Source organism: Pseudoalteromonas sp. CNAT2-18.1 (genome assembly GCF_022347865.1).
GTDB lineage: Bacteria > Pseudomonadota > Gammaproteobacteria > Enterobacterales > Alteromonadaceae > Pseudoalteromonas > Pseudoalteromonas ruthenica.
Genome location: NZ_JAKRFR010000002.1, coordinates 64,168 through 84,235, shown reverse-complemented (window position 1 = coordinate 84,235; position 20,068 = coordinate 64,168). Strand labels below are relative to the sequence as shown.

The window sequence follows — 20,068 nt, the reverse complement described above, 5'->3', positions numbered from 1 at the left end:
CCTGCCAAAAAGTCTCTCAAAGGCGCTGTTATAGCGCCTTTTCTTTTAAATCTTGTCAATGACAGCTACTATAGAAAAATCAGCAAGTTAAAACTTACTTTCGGCAGTAGGGTAAGGACTAATGGCAGCGCTGCTCATAGTGCTGTGCAACAATGACTGTGCCGACAAGGTCTTTTAAGTAATGTGGTTGAGATAAGTGAGCAACATGAGCAATGAAAAAAGCGAGTTATTCGCCGAGTTTTTTCAAATTCAAGAAAGCGTGAATGTCGTCGTAGAGAGCATAGAATCCGCCCTCGTTCCCACCGACGCCGACGCTCTAGAGCGCGATATCCCGCCGCTTTTTCGGCTCGCCAATGAAGTCAATACGCTCGAACAATCAGCGCTGCGACCACTGCGACTGCTCGGTGAAACCGCCAATGAACTCGCCCACTACTTATCACTGCAGTCCCGTAAAATCGATCTCATTCTTAGCCATATTTTGATGCAGGAAAGTACCGACCAACCCAATGAACGCTGCCAAAGTTACGGAGGCTCAGGGTTTACCTTACGACGTGAACAGCCAATGGAGGTTGGCCAATATGTGCGGTGTAAGTTGTTTTTAGAGCAAGAGGCCGCCGCCATCTATTGCTATGGCGAAGTCATTGAGGTTGACACCCAGAGTGATGGCTGCTTGCACAAGATTCTTTTTGCTACCATTCGCGAGCAAGACCAAGAGCTTCTCGTACGTGCCAGTTTACACGCTCAGACTCGACAACTGAAAAAGCGCCATGAACAGCAACGCGAAAATTAACGCTTAGATACCTACCCGTTTCTGGCGGAGCTCTATGATAATAATTCCGCGCCTTATTTAGCTGACATTCAAGCTGTAAGTGCTAAACTAGCGGCTTGTTTTTCTGTGATTCATTGAAATGACGTTTAGACTCCTCCCTGAGTGGCATCAGCAGGATGCCGTGATGTTAACCTGGCCGCATTCGAATACCGATTGGGCGGCGAATTTGGTGGCTGTTGAGAGCGTGTATTTAGCGCTGTGCGATCATATTAGCCAACGTCAAAAGCTGCTTATCGTTGTCGACAATGAAGCCCTTGAAGCCCATATCCGCGCGCGATTAACGGCACAACACACCGATTTGAATCAGGTGCGTTTTGTCCGCGCTCAGTGCAACGATACGTGGGCGCGCGATCATGGACCGCTGACCTTAAGTGATGGCACTGGGCTAAAAGCCCTCGACTGTCAGTTTACCGCTTGGGGCGGTAAATATGCAGCCGAGAAAGACAACGCCATTAACCAGCAAGTATTCGCTCAGGCCCTTAGCGCTCAAGTAAACGTAGAGCGCAGTGAATTTATCCTTGAAGGCGGCGCCGTTGAAATCAACGAGCATGGGGTTCTGTTGAGTACCCGTCAATGTGTTCACAATGAGAACCGCAACCAACAGTTATCGGCCGCACAAATCGACAGCACCTTAGCGCAACTACTAGGAGCACAAAAAATCCTGTGGTTGGAGCACGGCTACTTAGCTGGCGATGATACCGACTCCCACATTGATACTTTAGTGCGTTTTGCTCCAAATAATGTGCTGGTTTACGTGCATTGCGACGACCCTAACGATGAGCACTATCAGGCTTTGGGCGCGATGCGAGAGGAACTCGTGGCACTAAGAGGGCTCGATAATGAGCCTTATCACCTTATTGCCCTCCCCTGGCCCAGGCCCATCACCAACGCCGAGGGTCAGCGCTTACCGGCCACCTATGCGAATTATTTAATTATCAATGGCGCGGTGTTGGTGCCAACCTATAACGACCCACATGATGCCGTGGCGCTTAAGCAAATCGCCAAGGCGTATCCTGAGCGTGAGGTGATCGGTATCGATTGTCGCGCGCTGATTGAACAATTTGGCAGCTTACACTGTATAACCATGCAACTACCGCATGGCTTTTTGGAGGAACGATGAGCGCCCCAACCCAACAATTATTGCGCGTTGCCTTGGTGCAACAGCAAAATACCGCCGAGCGTGATTACAACCTAACACAGTCTATTAACGGCATTCGTGAAGCAGCCGCGCAAGGCGCCCAGTTGGTGGTCCTGCAGGAACTTCATACTGGCTTATATTTTTGTCAAAGCGAAGATGTCGAGCAATTTGATTTGGCTGAGACCATACCTGGTCAGAGCACGCAAGTCTTTGGCGAGCTTGCAAAAGAGCTCGGGGTGGTGATTGTTGCTTCACTGTTCGAGCGTCGCGCCGCCGGCTTGTACCACAACACTGCCGTGGTGCTGGAAACGGATGGCAGTATTGCTGGTAAGTACCGCAAAATGCATATTCCTGATGACCCCGGGTTCTATGAGAAGTTTTACTTCACGCCCGGTGATTTAGGGTTTGAGCCAATAAAAACCTCGCTTGGCACCTTAGGGGTGTTGGTGTGTTGGGATCAATGGTTTCCAGAGGCAGCGCGATTAATGGCTACTAAAGGTGCTGAAATCTTGATTTACCCGACCGCCATTGGCTGGGATAAAAATGATGACGCCGCTGAGCAACAACGCCAGCAAGATGCTTGGGTTATTTCCCAGCGCGCCCACGCAGTGGCCAATGGTGTCTATGTTATCAGTGCCAACCGCACCGGCTTTGAGGCCGATCCAAGCGGCCACAGCGCCGGAATCGATTTCTGGGGTCACTCATTTATCGCTGGGCCGCAGGGTGAGTTACTGGCCAAAGCCTGTGATGATAAACCCGAAGTATTAGTGGCAGAGCTTGATTTACAGCGCGGTGAAAAAGTCCGTCGCATTTGGCCCTACCTACGCGATCGCCGCATCGATCATTATGGTGATTTAACCAAACTTTATCGCGATTAAAACGGAGTATTCCATGCAGTTAGCGCAGTTCATTGAATTGCCTTGGGTAAAGACACAACAAGACAAAATAAAGTGGGGCCAGCTACATGGCAGTGCCCTCGCTCTAAGCATTGGCGAAGCGGTTAAGCAACATCAGCAGTTAGTGGTGTTAGTGACACCGGACACCCCCAGTGCGTTGAAGCTAGAGCATGAATTACATGCTACCTTGAGCCGTGATGAAGTGATGGTGTTTCCTGATTGGGAAACATTGCCTTATGATCATTTCTCACCTCATCAAGACATTGTCTCTACCCGGCTGCATACCCTCAGTCGTTTGAACAATATCAGCCACGGCGTGCTGATTGTGCCCGTTGCCACACTCATGCTGCGTGCTGCGCCGAAAGAATTTATTTACGGCAATGCCATTGTTTATCAGGTTGGTGACACGCTTAACATCGACAAGCTGCGCAAACAGCTTGATGATGCCGGTTACATCCATACTCAGCAGGTGATGGCCCATGGTGAGTATGCGGTGCGTGGCTCGGTGGTCGACTTATTCGCAATGGGTCAAAACGCGCCTGTGCGTTTTGATTTGTTCGACGATGAAATAGACAGCATGAGTCACTTTGATGTCGACAGCCAGCGCTCCAGCGATAATATAAGCCACATCAATTTATTACCGGCGCATGAATTTGGCACCACGGATAGCGACATTGAACGTTTTCGTATCCAATACCGCGAAGCCTTCGGTGCCAGTGCCGAGCAAGACTCGGTTTATATGCAAGTCAGCAAAGGCGCCCTGCCCGCCGGTATTGAGTACTACCTGCCGCTATTTTTTGAGCACTTGGGCACCTTATTTGATTATCTACCCGAGCAAGCGGTATTGATGCATATGGGCGATACCCAACATGGTGCCCAGCAGTTTTTAGATGATGTGCACAGCCGCTATGAAAGCCGCAAGGTGGACCCTTTGCGACCGCTGTTACCACCTAACCAGCTCTACTTGCCCATTGAAGAGTTAAACCAGCAGTGCAAAGCCTATCCGCGCATTGATTTATCGCAAGCGAAGCTGCCAACCAAAGCCGGCTACTTTAATCTTCCCTGCGAGCCGTTGCCCGCGGTACGCATAGATCATAGTAAGCAGCCTCCTTATGGCGCCTTTTTAGATTATGCCGTAGAGCAAAAGCGCCAAGGCGCGCGTATCGTGCTGTGCGTAGAATCCGATGGCCGTCGTGAAGCGCTACTGACGTTGCTCAAACCCAGCGGCTTGAAAATCCGCGCCTTTGATACCTTGGCACAATGCCTAGACAGCGACGCGGATATTTCTTTACTGGTGGCACCTTTTGAGCAAAGCGTGGTGCTAACTCACAATGCCCGTGTCAGTTTAATCACCGAACAAGAACTGCTCGGGATCCGCGTGTCACAACGCCGCCGTAAACATAAACACCAGGCCAGCAGTGATGCGCTGATCCGCAACTTAGCGGAACTCAAAGAAGGTCAGCCAATCGTCCATTTAGACCACGGTGTGGGCCGCTATGTGGGCCTAGAAACGTTGGACGCAGCAGGTGTTGCCACGGAATTCGTCACCATCATGTATGCCAATGACGCCAAGCTCTATGTACCGGTATCGGCATTGCATATGCTCAGTCGTTATTCCGGGGGAGAAGAAGCCAGCGCGCCATTACATAAACTTGGCTCTGATGCTTGGGAGAAAGCCAAACGCCGCGCTGCCGAGAAAGTCCGTGATGTGGCCGCTGAGCTGCTCGATATCTATGCCAAACGCCAAGCTAAGCCAGGCTATAAGTTTGCTCTCGATGATGCTGGCTATCGACAATTCAGCGATAACTTTGTGTTTGAGGCCACCGACGATCAGCAAAATGCTATTGATGCCGTGCTCAGCGATATGCAAAGCAAAAATGCCATGGATCGCTTGGTCTGTGGTGATGTCGGTTTTGGTAAAACCGAAGTGGCGATGCGCGCAGCCTATACTGCCGTTGCCGACTCTAAGCAAGTGGCGGTATTGGTGCCCACCACACTGTTGGCGCAGCAGCACTTTGAGAACTTCCGTGACCGCTTTGCCGACTTCCCTGTGGAAGTCGATATTTTGTCACGGTTCAAATCCACGAAAGAGCAAAATGCCACCTTAGCCAAAATAAAAGATGGCCAAGTCGATATTGTTATCGGCACCCATAAGTTGTTGCAAGAAAACATTAAGTTCGCCGACCTTGGTTTACTTATTGTCGATGAAGAGCACCGTTTTGGGGTGCGTCAGAAAGAAAAAATTAAGGCCCTGCGTGCAGATGTCGATATTCTCACCCTAACGGCCACGCCAATTCCGCGAACCCTAAACATGGCCATGAGTGGCATGCGTGACTTATCCATTATTGCCACGCCGCCAGCCAAACGTTTAGCGGTGAAGACCTTTGTGCGCCAACGAGACGATGACATGATCCGTGAAGCTATTTTGCGGGAAATTAAACGCGGTGGTCAGGTGTATTTCCTCCATAATAACGTTGAAACCATCGAGCGCACTGCCGAGGATATTCGCAAAGTCGTGCCTGAAGCCAGTGTCGCGGTCGCTCACGGTCAAATGCGTGAGCGTGAACTCGAAAGCCTAATGAGCGAGTTTTACCATCAACGCTTTAATGTGTTGGTGTGTACCACCATCATAGAGACCGGCATTGATATCCCCAGTGCCAATACTATTATTATGGACCGCGCGGATCGTCTCGGCTTAGCGCAATTGCACCAGTTGCGTGGGCGCGTCGGCCGCAGCCACCATCAGGCCTATGCCTATTTGCTCACCCCGGGCCCTAAAGCGATGTCGAAAGACGCACAAAAACGCTTAGAGGCCATCGAGTCCCTTGAAGACCTCGGTGCGGGCTTCACCTTGGCCACCCATGACTTAGAAATTCGCGGCGCCGGTGAACTACTTGGCGATGAGCAAAGCGGGCAAATCCAGACCATCGGATTTAGCATGTACATGGAGATGTTAGAGCAAGCGGTGGAAGCGCTAAAAAATGGCCAAGAACCCACCCTAGATAAGCTGATTAAGTCGCATACCGAAGTCGATATTAAACTGGCTGCGCTATTGCCCAATGATTATATCAGTGATGTTAATCTGCGCTTGGGGCTTTATAAGCGTATCGCCAGTGCCAGTGATTTTGATGCCCTTGATGAGCTGAAGGTCGAACTTATTGACCGTTTCGGCCTACTCCCTGATGCCACCAAGAATTTATTTGCCGTGCAGCAACTGAAAATCCGCGCTGGGGCCTTGGGTATCACTAAAGTTGAGGCCAACCCCAAAGGCGGGTACTTTGAATTTAGTGAACAAACCAAGGTTAGCCCCGAGTTTATTATTGGTTTAATTCAAGCTGATCCACAGCACTATAGAATGGAAGGCGCCAATCGGTTACGCTTTATGATTGATGAAGCCAATGCTCAAGAGCGCTTAAAACTGATCACCGCGATGATTGCGGATTTCGAAGCCAAGGTAGGAAGTAAATGATAAGAATAATGGCCACGCTGATGGCAGCCTGTTTTAGTAGCCTGAGTTACGCCGCCGATGGGCGCTGGTTCGAAATTGAGGTGTTGGTGTTTAGCCAACCTGATGCGTTAATCAGTGAGACCTTAGCGAATGACAATGCCAAGCTCGATGATTATCACAGTAATGACGATATTATCACTGAGGGCTATATCACGACGCTCACCAAGCAGTGCTTAGCGGGGCAGATTGACCCACCCACTACGCCTGCCAAACCTCTGCTTGCAAGTGACAACCAAGTATCCGCAGCGTGTGAATACAGCAAAGAGGATTTTAGCGCACTGACCCGTTTACCTCAGGTCGTCGATGGTGAGGTGTATGAACATACCGACACGCCTTATGTACTAGCCCAATCGCAATTGCAATTTAGCGATAAGCGTGATCAACTGGCGCGCATTGGTAGGCAAGTGCTTTTGCACACAGGTTGGCGCTTTCCTGGGCAATCGAAACGAGCGGCCCCTAAGTTCCGCTTGTACGGGGGGGAGCTAATTGCTCGAGTGCCAAAAAATGTGCCTAATAGCGCAGATTTTTTGAGCCCAATACGTCCGGAATATAACTTAATTTGGCAGTTAGATGGCTTTTTAAAGGTGCATCTAAACCATTACCTCTATATTACCTCGGCGTTAACATTGCGTCAGACTGGGGATACAGAAACACACTTGAGTGGCGAGTTTTCGCAATTTCGTCGTGTTATTTCCGGCGAAATCCATTATTTTGACCACCCACAACTAGGCATGCTGGTGCAAATAAGGCGCTTTAACCATTAATTCAATGTGAGGAAAAACAATGAAAAAATCTCTCTTTCTCTCTTTAGCCACCGTGCTCACCTTGAGTGCCTGCTCGAAAGTAACGCTGGAGAATTACGAGCAACTGTCTGTGGGCATGGATAAAACCGAAGTCGAAGCCCTGCTCGGAGAAGCTGATGCGTGTGAAAAGAAAGCGCTTCACACTAACTGTATTTGGGGCTCTGAAAGCAAGAATATCCAAATAACCTTAGTTTCCGACAAAGTAACACTCTATTCAGAAAAGGGGCTGTAACGAGGCCACGGCTCACGCACTGGGTGAGCCGATTTTTTCTAGGGCAACTATTTGTGAGCGATTGAGTGTGATCTTATAGCGCTGGGCCTGAGCCTCGTGATTATCATCACGCGTCACGAGTACCACGTTAATTTGATAACGCCTTTCAACGGCATGCTTGCGGATTTTTTTACCACTGTACTCGTATACTCGCCCTTCCCCTTTACGTAAGTAGCGCACCATCGGCGCCATGCTAATGTTGATGCTCTGGTGCAAGGCATCGTAGCCTGGCATAAAGGTGTTCACGGGCACATCACATTCAAAGCGCATATACATCCATTGCGCTGCCTGCTTATTTTGCTGTCGACGCTTAGAGAAGATAGCCGCTATCTCTTTGGGGATCCGCGTTGGTCTTATATATTCCAACCAGACCTTTTGTTTCGCCACTTTCACTTTCGTAGTGGAGTTATAAAAAGACTGTAACCATTTAGCACGGCCCATAATAATACGTCGCCAAATAATACGCGTGATGTCTTCTTTAAAGATCTCCCTGAGCCCGTAAATGGTGCCTAATAAAGCGACTAAACCGATAGTTACCTGAGTGAAGTTGGTCCGTGCAGTTAGAACCAATAACATGACAAAGGCCATCATAATCGCGGTGACCGAGCCTTTAACCACTCGTCTTAATAAGGTGTTTAAGTTTCGAGTTTCTCGTCTGAGCACCACCCCATGCTCGATTAAACGTTGCAACAAATGCATTTTATTCGCTAGCCGATTGGGGTCATCCACAGTGGATACAGAGTTATAACGTTTGTGTTCGCGGTAGCCGTTTTCTGCCTCACAAAACTGAAGTAATTGCTTGCGCTCAACAGCATGCTCACTGCTTTTTGGTCCCTTATCAAGGAGCTTTAAAATCACTTGCTCAGCGTGCCAGCTAAGAAAGTTGTCGGCATTGTAAAAAAACGACAATAGCTTTTCTTCTTTGGGCTTATACCGCCGTAAACGCTTTAACAGCCGCTCAGTTTCTTGTTGCATGGCTTGAACACGAATAAAAAATGCATCCGGCTCCTTTATGGCCAACGCTTCATTAACATCGGTATCTAACGCCAACCTTACCTGATAACAATACAAGTTGAGGTTCTGCCGATAGTCTTGCTCATCGCCTCGATTTTTACTTATAAAACGACTGCGCACCAAAGGCAGGTGGATGCCACTGGCGTTATAAGCCATGCGCGTTTTTACATGGTTATGATAAAAGCTTTCTTCACTTAAAGTATTAGGATTGATCCCCATTTCATTGGGAATGCAAAGATACAACTCCACGAGCGAATGAGACTTTGGCAACAGCGATTGACTGATTTGCAGCCTGAGGCCTTCATCTTGTTTGAAGCTAATATGATGATGCAAAGTAGCCGTACCTGAGTTGCTGAATTCAACTTAGTTATACCATTGTTTAGACACATAAAAAATGCCCATCAGCAAGCTGATGGGCATTTTATCACTCGTAGCTTGGCGCAGTTTAGAACTTAACGTTCACACCTGCGAAGAAGCGACGACCTAGTACATCATAAGTGTACGGGTCAGTGTTTGAGTCATTGTTACCTGAGTAGTATGGAGGTTGCTTGTCAAACAAGTTGTTCACACCACCTGTCAAAGTAACCATGTCAGAAACGATGTATGAACCGCTTAGGTCATGATAAGTCACGCTTGGCGTAGTTGGTGCGTAACAAGCTGCTGGGTCTGCCAAACAGTTTTGGCTATCCATACCGTTAATGTAACGAGCTTGATACTGCATATCCCAGTTATCACCAGCGATGTTTAGAGTGAAGTTAGACTTCAACTCTGCAAAACCACCGTCGCCAGCTGTAATTAAGCCAGCATAATCAGTGATAGTGCCGTCTACTTCAACAACATACTCATCAAGAACTGTTGTGTCTAAGCTTGTGCGCCAGTTAAGACCTGCTGCTTCAAACGTGTACGCTAGGTTAATATCGTAGCCAGAAGTTTGCTCTGAACCGATATTTTGTAGCTGGTTATTGAATTTAACACGGCCAGTTGAGTCCATAGTAACGTTTGCTGACTGACATAGTGCGCTATTCGCGTTGTCAGTTGTGGCAAGACACTGCTGAAGGATCGTCTCTGAGCTCACGCTAGCAATCGCATTTTCGATTTCGATATCGTAGTAATCGAAAGTCATTGAGAAACCTTCGAACCAGCTTGGCTCGTATACAAGGCCTGCAGTTAGCGTATCAGCTTCTTCAGGAGTCAGGTCTTGGTTACCACCTACAGTTACTTCCGCTTGATCTTGCGCACCTGGGAAGGTGATCTGCTCGAATGACGGAGAGTTACCAGAGTATAGCTCGTCAACCGTTGGCGCACGGAATGCTGTTGAAACAACACTACGTAGCATTAGCTCTTCGTTAACTTTCCAAGTAAGACCTAGTTTCCATGTTTCATCGCTACCGAACGTGCTGTAGTCGAACGCTCGGATTGCTGCGCTTAGGTCAACCATTTCAGCAAAAGGCACGTCTGCAAGAAGTGGTAGAGCGAATTCTACATATGCTTCGTTTACATCGAAGCCACCTGAGGTAGGTTCAACTGGTGGATCGTTGGCCAGACCCTGTGCTGTTAGTGAATCAGGCGTGTACCATGCTTTTTCTTGACGACGCTCTACACCTGCTGCAAATGCTGAGTAACCCGCTGGCATTTCAAACATTTCGCCAGATACAGACGCAGACAAGATGAATAGTTGGCTACCGCCGTTGTTTACTTCGGTGTAAACGTTTTTACGGAATTCTTCCGACACCCAAGCTGCTTGATCGATTGGGTTGAAAGTACCTTCAGTAATTTGGTCTTGGATAGCACCCATGTTGTGTAGGTTGCTTAGCTTATCAACTGAGTCGTTACGACCAAAGTTAGCTGATACATCCCATGCGTAATCGCCAATGAAACCTTCCGCACCAATTACTGCACGAACTGTGTCTACAGACTGTTCGAAGAAACGTGCACCAGTATCGCTCATACGGCGGCCGTAAGAGATTGTGTCACCGTATTGGTAATTTGTTTCTTGAGTTACATAGTTACCATCAGCGTCTTTATCTAGGTAACCGTCACCATCAAGGTCTACACGCTTGTCATAGCTTTGGCTTAGCAATGCATCGCCCATCGCTTCTGTGTAGTCAAAGTCAAACCATACTGGCTGAGGCGCCATTTGCTGCTCTGACCAACGCTTGGTGTAGGTGAACTCACTGAATAGGCGAGTGTCATCAGTTAGGTCATAAGTAGCGATACCAGTTAGGTTTAAACGCTCCATTGGCGTGTAAAGGTAGCTAGCTGGTGAGTAGTTGTAAGCATCTTCGTTGCCGTAACGATGATATTCACCGCCGCGACCAGTTACACCATTGTCGTCAATAAGTGAAACTTCAATGTCTTCGCCTTTAGCGTTAACAGTTTTACCTTTTTCACCATTGCCGTTCCAAATGTGACCGCCTTCGTTGTACGAAGAACCTGTGCAATATAAGCCATTTGCACCTTCAGCAAGAGGACAGGTAGAGAAATCACGATCGCCTTGAGACGCTTCACCACGATCTGTGTATTGCATGCCGATTACAACGTTACCACGGTCAAAAGAACTACCTAGTGTAACGTCGAATGAGCTTTCTTCTGCATCACCTTCACCGCTCATCGCAGTGTTAAGGTTCATGTCTAGACCTTCGAAGTTGTCTTTAAGGATGATGTTAACAACACCCGCTACCGCGTCAGTACCATATACTGCAGATGCGCCATCTTTCAGTACTTCAACTGATTTAATCATTGATACTGGGATAGTGTTAAGGTCAACAGTTGACGCTGCACCAGTACCAGAGTTAATCATACGACGACCATTTACAAGTACTAGCGTACGCTGAGAACCAAGACCACGTAGGTCGATACGCGCGTTACCGCCTGAACCGTTGTTGATACCTGGGTTGGTCATGGCACCGCCGGTCGCAGTCATTTTTTGCAAAACGCTGTCGATGCTGGTTGCGCCCATCGCTTTGATGTCATCGGCGCCAATCAATGTAACTGGGCTAGCAGTTTCCATGTCGGCACGCTTGATGCGTGAGCCGGTCACTTGAATTTTTTCAATTGCTTCAGCTGAAGAATCTGCCGCAATTGCTTGAACACTTGAGAACATAGGCAGTGCCGCAGCAACGGCTAGCCCTAGTTGTGTCTTTTTCATATTAAACCCTACTTGTTGAATTTTTACCCATATCGGGCCGATAGCAGTTCATTTTTATATGAAGGTACTGCATAACGAGACGCAACTTAGGACTATTTAAATGAACGATAACTGAATGGGAGATTTAATTTTAACCCGACCAGGCTATAGGTATATAGATACATTACCCATGTAAAGAAATGTTATAAATGTATCAACCCACAAACCAGCAAAAGCAGGCCACCTACCCTACTTTCATACACTTATTTGACTAATGAAACTATGTGTACGCATTTTGTAATTCAATGTAACCAGCAGTAATTGTTTTAACTTAAATGATTATTTACAACCTATACACACAAACTTATTACCCCATTCAAAAACCTCCACTATTTTTTATAAGCGCACAGCGATCGCAATCAACGTGAGAATGATGCAAACACTTAACTTGAACGAATTTAATACAGGTTTGGATGATTTTTTATGCATATCACTTCACAGACACACATATATTCGCTGCGCAATAAAGACTTGTCGCACCAGCTTAGCGACACCGAGTGAGCCAGTGCCTTCGCCTTTTAATATGCTGGGGTCGAGTTAATATGCTGGGGTCGAGATAAATTGGAAGTGATGAGTTTGCTGTTGAGTGTTTTGTGCAGTTTTAACAACAAGTTGCCAGCGCATTGTTGGTTCACTGCAACTCCCTACTTGAGTGCTTGCAACCCAATTGCCCGCGTCCACTTTGTTGAACAAAACCGGGATACGTCCCATGTACATGCCAACACCCTCTAGGTGCGCTTTAATTACTTGAGTGTGCTCAGGCAGTGTTAGTTTTATCGCGAACGGATTCTCAGGGTGAACCTGTTCAGTGCTCAAGGCAAAGGTAATGTCTTGATGTGTTTGCTGCTGATACTCGCAACAACTGGTATTCGTACTGAGATTTTCTATACTTGTCGTCGAGTCGCTGTCACAACCAGCGATAAGCAGTAATGTGCAGATCAGCACGCCAACACCAGAGCAAAGGGGGTGGCCGCTTGGGCGGTATTTTTTTTCACGCTCAAAGCGTGGTGAAGTAATCGATTCTGTCACTGTATTACGTACTTGTAGCTAACACATTATTCGGCTGATGCTTTATTACACCAGAAGTCAGTTAAATTTTCCCCAACTTCTTGGGATAATTTGATTGAAGTCATTATTTTAGCCATTTGCGCTATCTTTTTAAGGTCAAAAATTTTATCATTTCGGCCGAAAATAATAAGCGTGTTTCGAGTGTGTTTTCTGAAATGCTCAAAGTGTTGAGGGTTTTAGATAGCGGGCTTGGAGCACAATCAGTAGGGCCTATTCGCATAGAATAGGTAATTCATTTCTAATCGCATAATAATGCAGCGGAAACCTGACAATGAGCCAAACAGTAGCATCACAAACTGAGTACAACTATAAAGTTGTTCGCCAATTCGCTATTATGACAGTGATTTGGGGCATCGTTGGCATGAGTGTCGGTGTTCTGATTGCCGCCCAGCTTGCCTGGCCAGCGTTGAACTTCGATACCCCATGGCTAACTTACTCTCGACTTCGTCCGTTACATACGAACGCAGTTATCTTCGCTTTCGGCACCAGTGCCCTTTTTGCAACGTCTTACTACGTTGTGCAACGCACCTGCCAAACCCGTCTTTTCTCCGACAAACTCGCGGCCTTCACGTTCTGGGGCTGGCAACTTGTCATCGTACTTGCAGCAATTACCTTACCGATGGGTATTACTAGCTCAAAAGAGTACGCTGAGCTTGAGTGGCCAATTGATATTCTGATTGCCGTCGTGTGGGTCTCGTATGCCGTGGTGTTCTTCGGCACGCTAATCAAGCGTAAGGTGTCACACATTTACGTGGCAAACTGGTTCTATGCTGGTTTCATTATCACGGTCGCCGTTTTACACATTGTAAACAGCATGGCCGTGCCTGTATCGCTGACCAAGTCATACTCCATTTATGCCGGTGCGGTTGATGCCATGGTGCAATGGTGGTACGGCCACAACGCTGTAGGTTTCCTACTGACAGCGGGCTTCCTTGGTATGATGTACTACTTCGTTCCTAAACAAGCGGGGCGTCCTGTATACTCTTACCGTTTATCGGTTGTACACTTCTGGGCACTTGTCTCTCTTTACATTTGGGCTGGTCCTCACCACCTACACTACACGGCTCTGCCAGATTGGACACAGTCGCTAGGTATGGTGATGTCGGTGATTTTATTCGTACCTTCATGGGGCGGCATGATCAACGGTATCATGACCCTATCGGGCGCGTGGCACAAATTGCGCACTGACCCAGTACTGCGTTTCTTGGTGGTATCACTGTCATTCTACGGCATGTCGACTTTCGAGGGCCCGATGATGGCTATCAAATCAGTAAACGCCCTATCTCACTACACTGACTGGACCGTAGGTCACGTACACTCTGGTGCGCTTGGTTGGGTAGCGATGATTTCTATTGGTGCAATCTATCACCTAATCCCGGCATTGTTCGGCCATGGTCGTATGTACAGCATCAAGCTGGTTAACACGCATTTCTGGCTACACACTGTGGGCGTTGTTCTTTACATCGTGGCAATGTGGATTTCAGGTGTAATGCAGGGTCTAATGTGGCGTGCAGTGAACGAAGACGGCACCTTAATGTACAGCTTCGTACAATCACTAGAAGCGTCTTATCCCTTCTACATCATGCGTTTCCTAGGCGGTGTATTCATCGTAACGGGTATGTTGGTTATGGCTTATAACTGTTATCGCACCATTGCTGCCAAAAAAGGCGCAATCGCTGACGATACACAGGCACAACCAGCTTAAGGGGTAGATGATGAGCAATAAAAACTCTAGCAACAAACACGAAATTGTTGAAAAGAACGTCGGCCTGATGGCCATCCTAACGGTGTTCGCGATTAGCTTTGGTGCACTTGTGGAAATCACCCCGCTGATGTTCCAAAAAGACACCACTGAGCCTGTAGATGGGCTACGCCCACTCACAGCGCTTGAGCTTGAAGGCCGTGATATCTATGTTCGTGAAGGTTGTTACAACTGTCACTCACAGATGATCCGTCCTTTCCGTGACGAGGTAGAGCGCTATGGTCACTACTCAGTGGCTGGTGAGTCGGTATGGGATCACCCTTTCCAATGGGGCTCAAAACGTACCGGTCCTGACCTTGCACGTGTAGGCGAGCGCTACTCTGACGATTGGCACTACGCCCACCTTATGGATCCACGCGCAGTGGTTCCAGAGTCAAACATGCCAGCTTTTCCTTGGTTGGATGAAAACGTACTTGATGGCGAGTTAACGGCTAAGAAAATGGAAGTATTCCAGGATTTTGGCGTGCCTTATACGGATGAAGACATTCAAGGCGCCAAAGAAGCGGTGCAAGGCAAAACCGAAATGGAAGCCTTAATCGCCTACTTGCAGCAACTTGGCACACACTTGAAGTAATTATTATGGATTACGGCACGTTCAGAGGCATTTTAACTCTGGTAATAATGGTACTTTTTATCGTGATTGTGTTGTGGGCATTCAGTAAGCGCAGTAAGAAGCGCTTCGACGACGCAGCCAACTCGGTGTTTGAAGACGAAAAGAAACACCAAAACACAATCACACATGAGGAAAAGGAGTCTGAGAAATGACTAGCTTTTGGAGTATTTGGGTCATCGTGTTAACAGTGGCCTGTCTAGCTCTCATTTTTGCTCTACTAGTTTGGAACTTGAAAAACTACGTGGGTGTAAAAGAGGGTGAAAGTTGTGGCCACGAATTTGATGGCATTGAAGAGGTGAATAACCCACTACCAAAATGGTGGACATACATGTTCTTCGCCACCTTTATTTGGGCAGTGTTTTACCTTGCTGCTTACCCTGGTTTAGGTAACTTTGAAGGCCTATTTAAGTGGAAAAGCTCGAACCAAGGCATTACGTCTTTAGAAGAGTCAAAGCAAGCCGTCAGTGAAGCCGAAGAAAATGGCTACCGTATTCAGCTTGACGATGAAATTCGTGCCGCTGAAAAACGCTATGGCCCTATCTTTGAGTCTTTTGCCAAGCGTGATGTACTTGACTTAGCAGCGGATGAAAAGGCGTTAGAAATTGGTCAACGTTTGTTCTTACAAAACTGCGCGCAATGTCACGGCTCTGATGCTCGTGGCGGTGACGGCTTCCCTAATCTGACCGATAATGATTGGTTATATGGTGGCTCGCCAGATAAGATCAAAGAAACGTTACTGCACGGTCGTGTAGCAGCCATGCCAAGCTGGGAAGCTGCATTGGGTGATCAAGGTATCAAAGAGATGACCGCCTATGTACTTAGCCTTTCCGGACGTACAGTTAACCAAAAAGACGCTGAAGCCGGTGCCGCTAAGTTCGCTATGTGTGCTGCCTGTCACGGTGCTGATGGTAAAGGCTCTGTTGCTCATAACCTGCCGTTTGGGGCACCTAACCTTACCGATAACATTTGGTTGTATGGTAGTGGCTCTAAACGTTCAGTAGAAGAGACGCTACGTAACGGTCGCGCTGGTGTCATGCCCGCTTGGAAAGAAATTCTTGGCGAGGACAAAGTTCACCTGTTAACGGCATACGTATACAGCCTGTCTCAGGAAAAATAATCGCTTAGATTAATTGAAATCAAAAAAGCCTCCTAATTTGGAGGCTTTTTTTTGGGAATTTTTGTTCTAATACCGTAAAATAGCAGCCACTATTCGGCAATATGAAGTGCGTTATGAAAGCAGTGTCTCCCCCTTGGTATAAGCAGTTTTGGCCTTGGTTTCTGTTGTTTTTCCCATTAGTAACAATAATAGCCTGCATCGGTCTTATCACCTTCGCTGTTGGCAACGGCCCTGATATGGTAGTGGACGATTATTACAAAAAAGGCAAGGCCATCAACCTCGAGCTGAGCAAGTTTAATAAAGCCAAAGCGCTCTACTTACACGGCGACCTTGATATTGACCAAGAGCGTGTGGTGTTCCGCTTTACCAAAGGCGACGCATCAAAAGTTGCAGCGCTCAATATCGGCCTGTATCACCGCACCATTGAAGAAAAAGATATTCGTTTTAGACTCACGCAAAATGCCCGTGGTGAATTCACGGCGCTATTAGACTCCCCGATCCCACAGGGCGCTTACACTGTGTTTATTACTCCTTTTGATGACAGCTGGAAGCTAAAAGAAAATATTCAGCTGCCCTTGAACGGCACCGTAAAAGTTGACCCTGAGTATAAGTAAATGAGCGCAAAGACGTGTTTTCACTGTCTTGAGCCAGTTCCGGCTGGCTTTAATGAATCGGTCACCATTCAAGGTCATGCGCAGCCCATGTGTTGCATTGGCTGTAAAGCTGTCGCCCAGACCATCGTTGACCAAGGCATGACTGATTATTATAAGTATCGCACAGAGTCTGCCGGTAAAGTCGAACAGCTTGTGCCAGAGCAACTTGCACTTATAAAAAGCTACGACCAAGAAAGTATTCAGCAAGAGTTTGTGGCTCATCAAGGCGACGATAAAGAGGTGCTGCTCAGTGTCGAAGGGATCAGTTGTGCTGCCTGCGCTTGGCTTATTGAAAGGCAGCTGCTCGCCCATCAGGGCGTAAAACGCGTTGATGTTAATACCTCCACTCATCGCGCCATGGTGGTGTGGAACGATGAACAGGTCAAACTCAGCACCTTGATCACCAGTCTCGCTGAGATCGGTTATAAGAGTTACCCTTTTCAAGCTGATAGTGAAGCGGCACAAAAACAGGCAACAGCTAAGAGCTTTATCCGTCGTCTTGGCGTCGCAGGCCTGATGACCATGCAGGTGATGATGTTCGCCTTTGCCATGTACTTTGGCATGTTCTCAGGGATGGAAGATAACTTCGAGCAATACTTCCGTTGGATCAGTTTAACCCTTGCTACGCCCGTTATTTTTTACTCTGCACTGCCCTTTTTAACCAATGCCATCAGTGGTCTTCGCGCTAAACAATTGAATATGGATGTCCCTGTATCCTTGGCGATATTTGGTGCCTATTTTGCCAGCTGCTATGCCACACTGACTGAGCAAGGCGAAGTGTATTTCGAATCCATTTGTATGTTTACCTTCTTGCTGTTACTGGGTAAATATTTAGAGTTTCGCGCCCGCCTTAAAGCCAGTGAATTTACCGCTAACTTGCAAAAATTACTGCCCCTAACAGCGCGTAAAGTAGAGAATAATGAAGAACATATAACCAGTGCCAAACTCCTCTCTCTAGGTGATATCGTACGCGTCAAAGCCGGCGAAACCATTGCCGCTGACGGCGTGGTGATTGCGGGGCATTCCAGTGTTGATGAGTCAATGATGACCGGCGAGCACCACCCTGTGACTAAGCGCGTAGGCGACCAAGTCCATGCTGGCACTCTCAACCATGACGGCGTATTGACGATAGAGATCAACAAAGTGGGCCAAAACACCTTGGTCAACCAAATCATCAAACTGCAACATTCAGCATTAAGCCAACGCCCGCGCATTGCCCAAGTAACCGACAAGGTTGCCCAGTGGTTTGTTGCCTGCTTACTCGTTTTTGCCTCGATTACCGCAGTAGCTTGGTACAGTATTGCTCCCGAGCACGCCTTTTGGATCACCATTGCGGTGTTGGTTGCAACTTGCCCATGTGCACTGAGTTTGGCCATCCCCACCGCACTAACATGTGCCGTGGCTAACCTCACCAAGCGCGGGGTGTTAATCAAACAGTCTCATGTGTTAGAGACAGCCACCAAACTCACCAAGGTGGGCTTTGATAAAACGGGCACCCTGACACTAGGGCGCTTTGTTATTGATCACACGGAAATACTAGATAACGCCTACGACGAGCAGCAAATACATGCATTAGCCATCGCTTTAGAAGCGTATTCCGAGCACCCCATAGCCAAAGCGTTTACCGAGAGTGCGAGTGCTGCTGCCCAACTAGTCATCACCGATGCCCAAGTACACACAGGTTTTGGGGTGGCTGGTATTTGGCAAGGTCAGCGTGTGCACATTGGTAAAGCAAGCTGGTTTGCAGGCCCGCAACCTAAAAATGCGCAGGCGGTGTTGTATGTAAACGAATCCGCCGTGGCCGCATTCTTTTTACAAGATAAAGTAAGAGAATATGCACAAGAGCTGCAACAGGAATTAAAACAACAAGGCATTGAGCGCGTGATGCTCACTGGCGACCCCTCCGATAAAGGTGCCCAATTAAGCCAGCAACTGCAATTAGATGCATGTCACAGTGCGCTGCTGCCACAAGACAAATTGGCACTAATGCAATCGTGGCATAATCAAGGAGATATCTGTGCCATGGTTGGCGACGGCGTCAATGACAGTCCGGTATTTAACGCTGCGCATTTATCGATTGCGATGGATAGCGGCGCCGATATTTCGAAGAACACCGCCGATGTGGTATTGTTAAACAGCGATTTACGTTCGGTGTCTAAGCTTATCACCATTGCCAAAAAAACACGCCGAATTGTTCGTCAAAACTTGGCACTGTCGCTGTGTTATAACGGCGCTATATTGCCTTTGGCAGCGATGGGCCTCGTAGCGCCGTGGATGGCGGTCATAGGTATGTCTGCCAGCTCCATTATTGTTATTACCAACTCGTTGCGACTATTACGCCTATGAGCATTATTTATGTGTTAATCCCTATCGCTATTTTGTTCGTGATTATTGCCATCGGCATTTTCTTTTGGGCAGTCAAAAGCGAGCAATTTTCCGACTTAGATAAACAAGGCCACAGCATTCTCTTTGAAGACGACAAAGAAGAGCACGACAAGAGCAATGAGCGAGATTAACTTTATTGCTGCTTTGCTTATGGGTCTTGCCGGCAGCGGCCACTGCGTTGCTATGTGTGGCGGTATCGCCGGTAGTTTTCAATTGGCCAGTAAGGACCTTAATGCCGTCGGTGCAGCCAGTGCTTACAACATAGGTCGGTTATTTAGCTATACCCTAGCGGGTGCCCTTGTAGGAGGGCTAAGTGCTGCCTTTGCCAAGCAGAGTAACACCCTCAGCCAAGTATTAAGCTTATTCAGCGCAGTCTTTATGGTTTTGGTTGGCCTGTACGTGATGCGGCTATTTAATGCCCTTGGCCCAGTTGAAAAAGCCGGACAATGGGCTTTGTGGCGCCATATCGTCAAATTAAACCGCTACCTAATGCCAATTAATACCTATCCCAAGGCCCTGGGTTATGGTGCACTTTGGGGGTGGCTGCCATGTGGTTTAGTTTACAGCGCGCTAACTTGGGCTATAACCAGCCAAAGCGCGATTAATGGCGCACTATTTATGTTATGCTTTGCGCTTGGGACACTCCCTGCCATGTTGGCATTAGGATTAGGCGCCCAATTTATAAAGCGTGGCCTCAATCACCCATGGGTGCGCCTAGCACTTGGTAATCTATTACTTTGGTATGGGTTGTATAGCCTTATTGTTGCAAGCCAACCTCTACTGACGTAGATTTAACACAAACATTCAGTTCACCTTGGATAGTA

The 20,068-nt window shown here is 47.7% G+C and carries 17 protein-coding genes; 14 read left to right on the top strand and 3 right to left on the bottom strand.

Annotation, left to right across the window (positions count from 1 at the left end):
* Positions 1-205 precede the first annotated feature (205 nt).
* The 6 genes from MHM94_RS03790 to MHM94_RS03765 all read left to right on the top strand — a co-directional run bounded on the left by MHM94_RS03790 (position 206) and on the right by MHM94_RS03765 (position 7,406).
* The gene (locus tag MHM94_RS03790; protein WP_235419105.1) at positions 206-790 is read left to right on the top strand and encodes a PilZ domain-containing protein; all 585 of its coding nucleotides are present in this window, start codon (positions 206-208) and stop codon (positions 788-790) included.
* Between the two features lie 118 nt (positions 791-908).
* Positions 909-1,949, top strand: coding sequence for an agmatine deiminase family protein (locus MHM94_RS03785; RefSeq protein ID WP_235419106.1), 1,041 nt, complete (start codon positions 909-911; stop codon positions 1,947-1,949).
* The gene (locus MHM94_RS03780) at positions 1,946-2,845 is read left to right on the top strand and encodes a carbon-nitrogen hydrolase (protein WP_235419107.1); all 900 of its coding nucleotides are present in this window, start codon (positions 1,946-1,948) and stop codon (positions 2,843-2,845) included. Before MHM94_RS03785 ends, MHM94_RS03780 begins: the two co-directional genes overlap by 4 nt.
* A gap of 13 nt (positions 2,846-2,858) precedes the next feature.
* Positions 2,859-6,332, top strand: a complete 3,474-nt coding sequence (mfd, locus tag MHM94_RS03775; protein ID WP_235419108.1) for a transcription-repair coupling factor — start codon at positions 2,859-2,861, stop codon at positions 6,330-6,332.
* Positions 6,329-7,135, top strand: coding sequence for a CsiV family protein (locus MHM94_RS03770; RefSeq protein ID WP_235419109.1), 807 nt, complete (start codon positions 6,329-6,331; stop codon positions 7,133-7,135). The genes mfd and MHM94_RS03770 overlap by 4 nt, the downstream gene beginning before the upstream one ends.
* Before the next feature lie 19 nt (positions 7,136-7,154).
* A complete protein-coding gene (locus tag MHM94_RS03765) occupies positions 7,155-7,406 on the top strand; it encodes a hypothetical protein (RefSeq protein ID WP_022943670.1) in 252 nt (83 codons plus the stop codon).
* 12 nt (positions 7,407-7,418) lie between these two features.
* On the opposite strand, the gene MHM94_RS03760 is transcribed toward MHM94_RS03765, so the two are convergent.
* From MHM94_RS03760 to MHM94_RS03750, 3 genes are all read right to left on the bottom strand, one after another.
* Complete coding sequence (locus tag MHM94_RS03760; protein ID WP_235419110.1) at positions 7,419-8,792, bottom strand: hypothetical protein; 1,374 nt, start codon at positions 8,790-8,792, stop codon at positions 7,419-7,421.
* 112 nt (positions 8,793-8,904) lie between these two features.
* On the bottom strand, positions 8,905-11,607 hold the full coding sequence (locus tag MHM94_RS03755; RefSeq protein WP_022943668.1) for a TonB-dependent receptor: 2,703 nt from the start codon (positions 11,605-11,607) through the stop codon (positions 8,905-8,907).
* Between the two features lie 576 nt (positions 11,608-12,183).
* Positions 12,184-12,675 carry a hypothetical protein gene (locus MHM94_RS03750; RefSeq protein ID WP_235419111.1) on the bottom strand — a complete coding sequence of 164 codons (492 nt, stop codon included), beginning with the start codon at positions 12,673-12,675 and terminating at the stop codon, positions 12,184-12,186.
* A gap of 310 nt (positions 12,676-12,985) precedes the next feature.
* Between MHM94_RS03750 and ccoN the strand changes: the two genes are divergently transcribed.
* The 8 genes from ccoN (at position 12,986) to MHM94_RS03710 (ending at position 20,033) form a co-directional block, all read left to right on the top strand.
* Positions 12,986-14,419: a cytochrome-c oxidase, cbb3-type subunit I gene (gene ccoN, locus MHM94_RS03745; RefSeq protein WP_022943666.1), complete on the top strand. Its 1,434-nt coding sequence runs from the start codon at positions 12,986-12,988 to the stop codon at positions 14,417-14,419.
* A gap of 10 nt (positions 14,420-14,429) precedes the next feature.
* Positions 14,430-15,050 (top strand): cytochrome-c oxidase, cbb3-type subunit II, encoded by a 621-nt coding sequence (gene ccoO, locus MHM94_RS03740; protein ID WP_022943665.1) that lies wholly within the window; start codon positions 14,430-14,432, stop codon positions 15,048-15,050.
* 5 nt (positions 15,051-15,055) lie between these two features.
* Positions 15,056-15,241 (top strand): CcoQ/FixQ family Cbb3-type cytochrome c oxidase assembly chaperone, encoded by a 186-nt coding sequence (locus MHM94_RS03735; protein ID WP_045978669.1) that lies wholly within the window; start codon positions 15,056-15,058, stop codon positions 15,239-15,241.
* Complete coding sequence (gene ccoP, locus MHM94_RS03730; RefSeq protein ID WP_022943663.1) at positions 15,238-16,206, top strand: cytochrome-c oxidase, cbb3-type subunit III; 969 nt, start codon at positions 15,238-15,240, stop codon at positions 16,204-16,206. The genes MHM94_RS03735 and ccoP overlap by 4 nt, the downstream gene beginning before the upstream one ends.
* Positions 16,207-16,328: 122 nt before the next feature.
* Positions 16,329-16,820, top strand: coding sequence for a FixH family protein (locus MHM94_RS03725; protein ID WP_026110935.1), 492 nt, complete (start codon positions 16,329-16,331; stop codon positions 16,818-16,820).
* Positions 16,821-19,205: a heavy metal translocating P-type ATPase gene (locus tag MHM94_RS03720; protein WP_235419112.1), complete on the top strand. Its 2,385-nt coding sequence runs from the start codon at positions 16,821-16,823 to the stop codon at positions 19,203-19,205.
* Positions 19,202-19,375 carry a cbb3-type cytochrome oxidase assembly protein CcoS gene (ccoS, locus tag MHM94_RS03715; RefSeq protein WP_022943660.1) on the top strand — a complete coding sequence of 58 codons (174 nt, stop codon included), beginning with the start codon at positions 19,202-19,204 and terminating at the stop codon, positions 19,373-19,375. The genes MHM94_RS03720 and ccoS overlap by 4 nt, the downstream gene beginning before the upstream one ends.
* Complete coding sequence (locus MHM94_RS03710) at positions 19,362-20,033, top strand: sulfite exporter TauE/SafE family protein (protein ID WP_022943659.1); 672 nt, start codon at positions 19,362-19,364, stop codon at positions 20,031-20,033. The genes ccoS and MHM94_RS03710 overlap by 14 nt, the downstream gene beginning before the upstream one ends.
* Positions 20,034-20,068 lie beyond the last annotated feature (35 nt).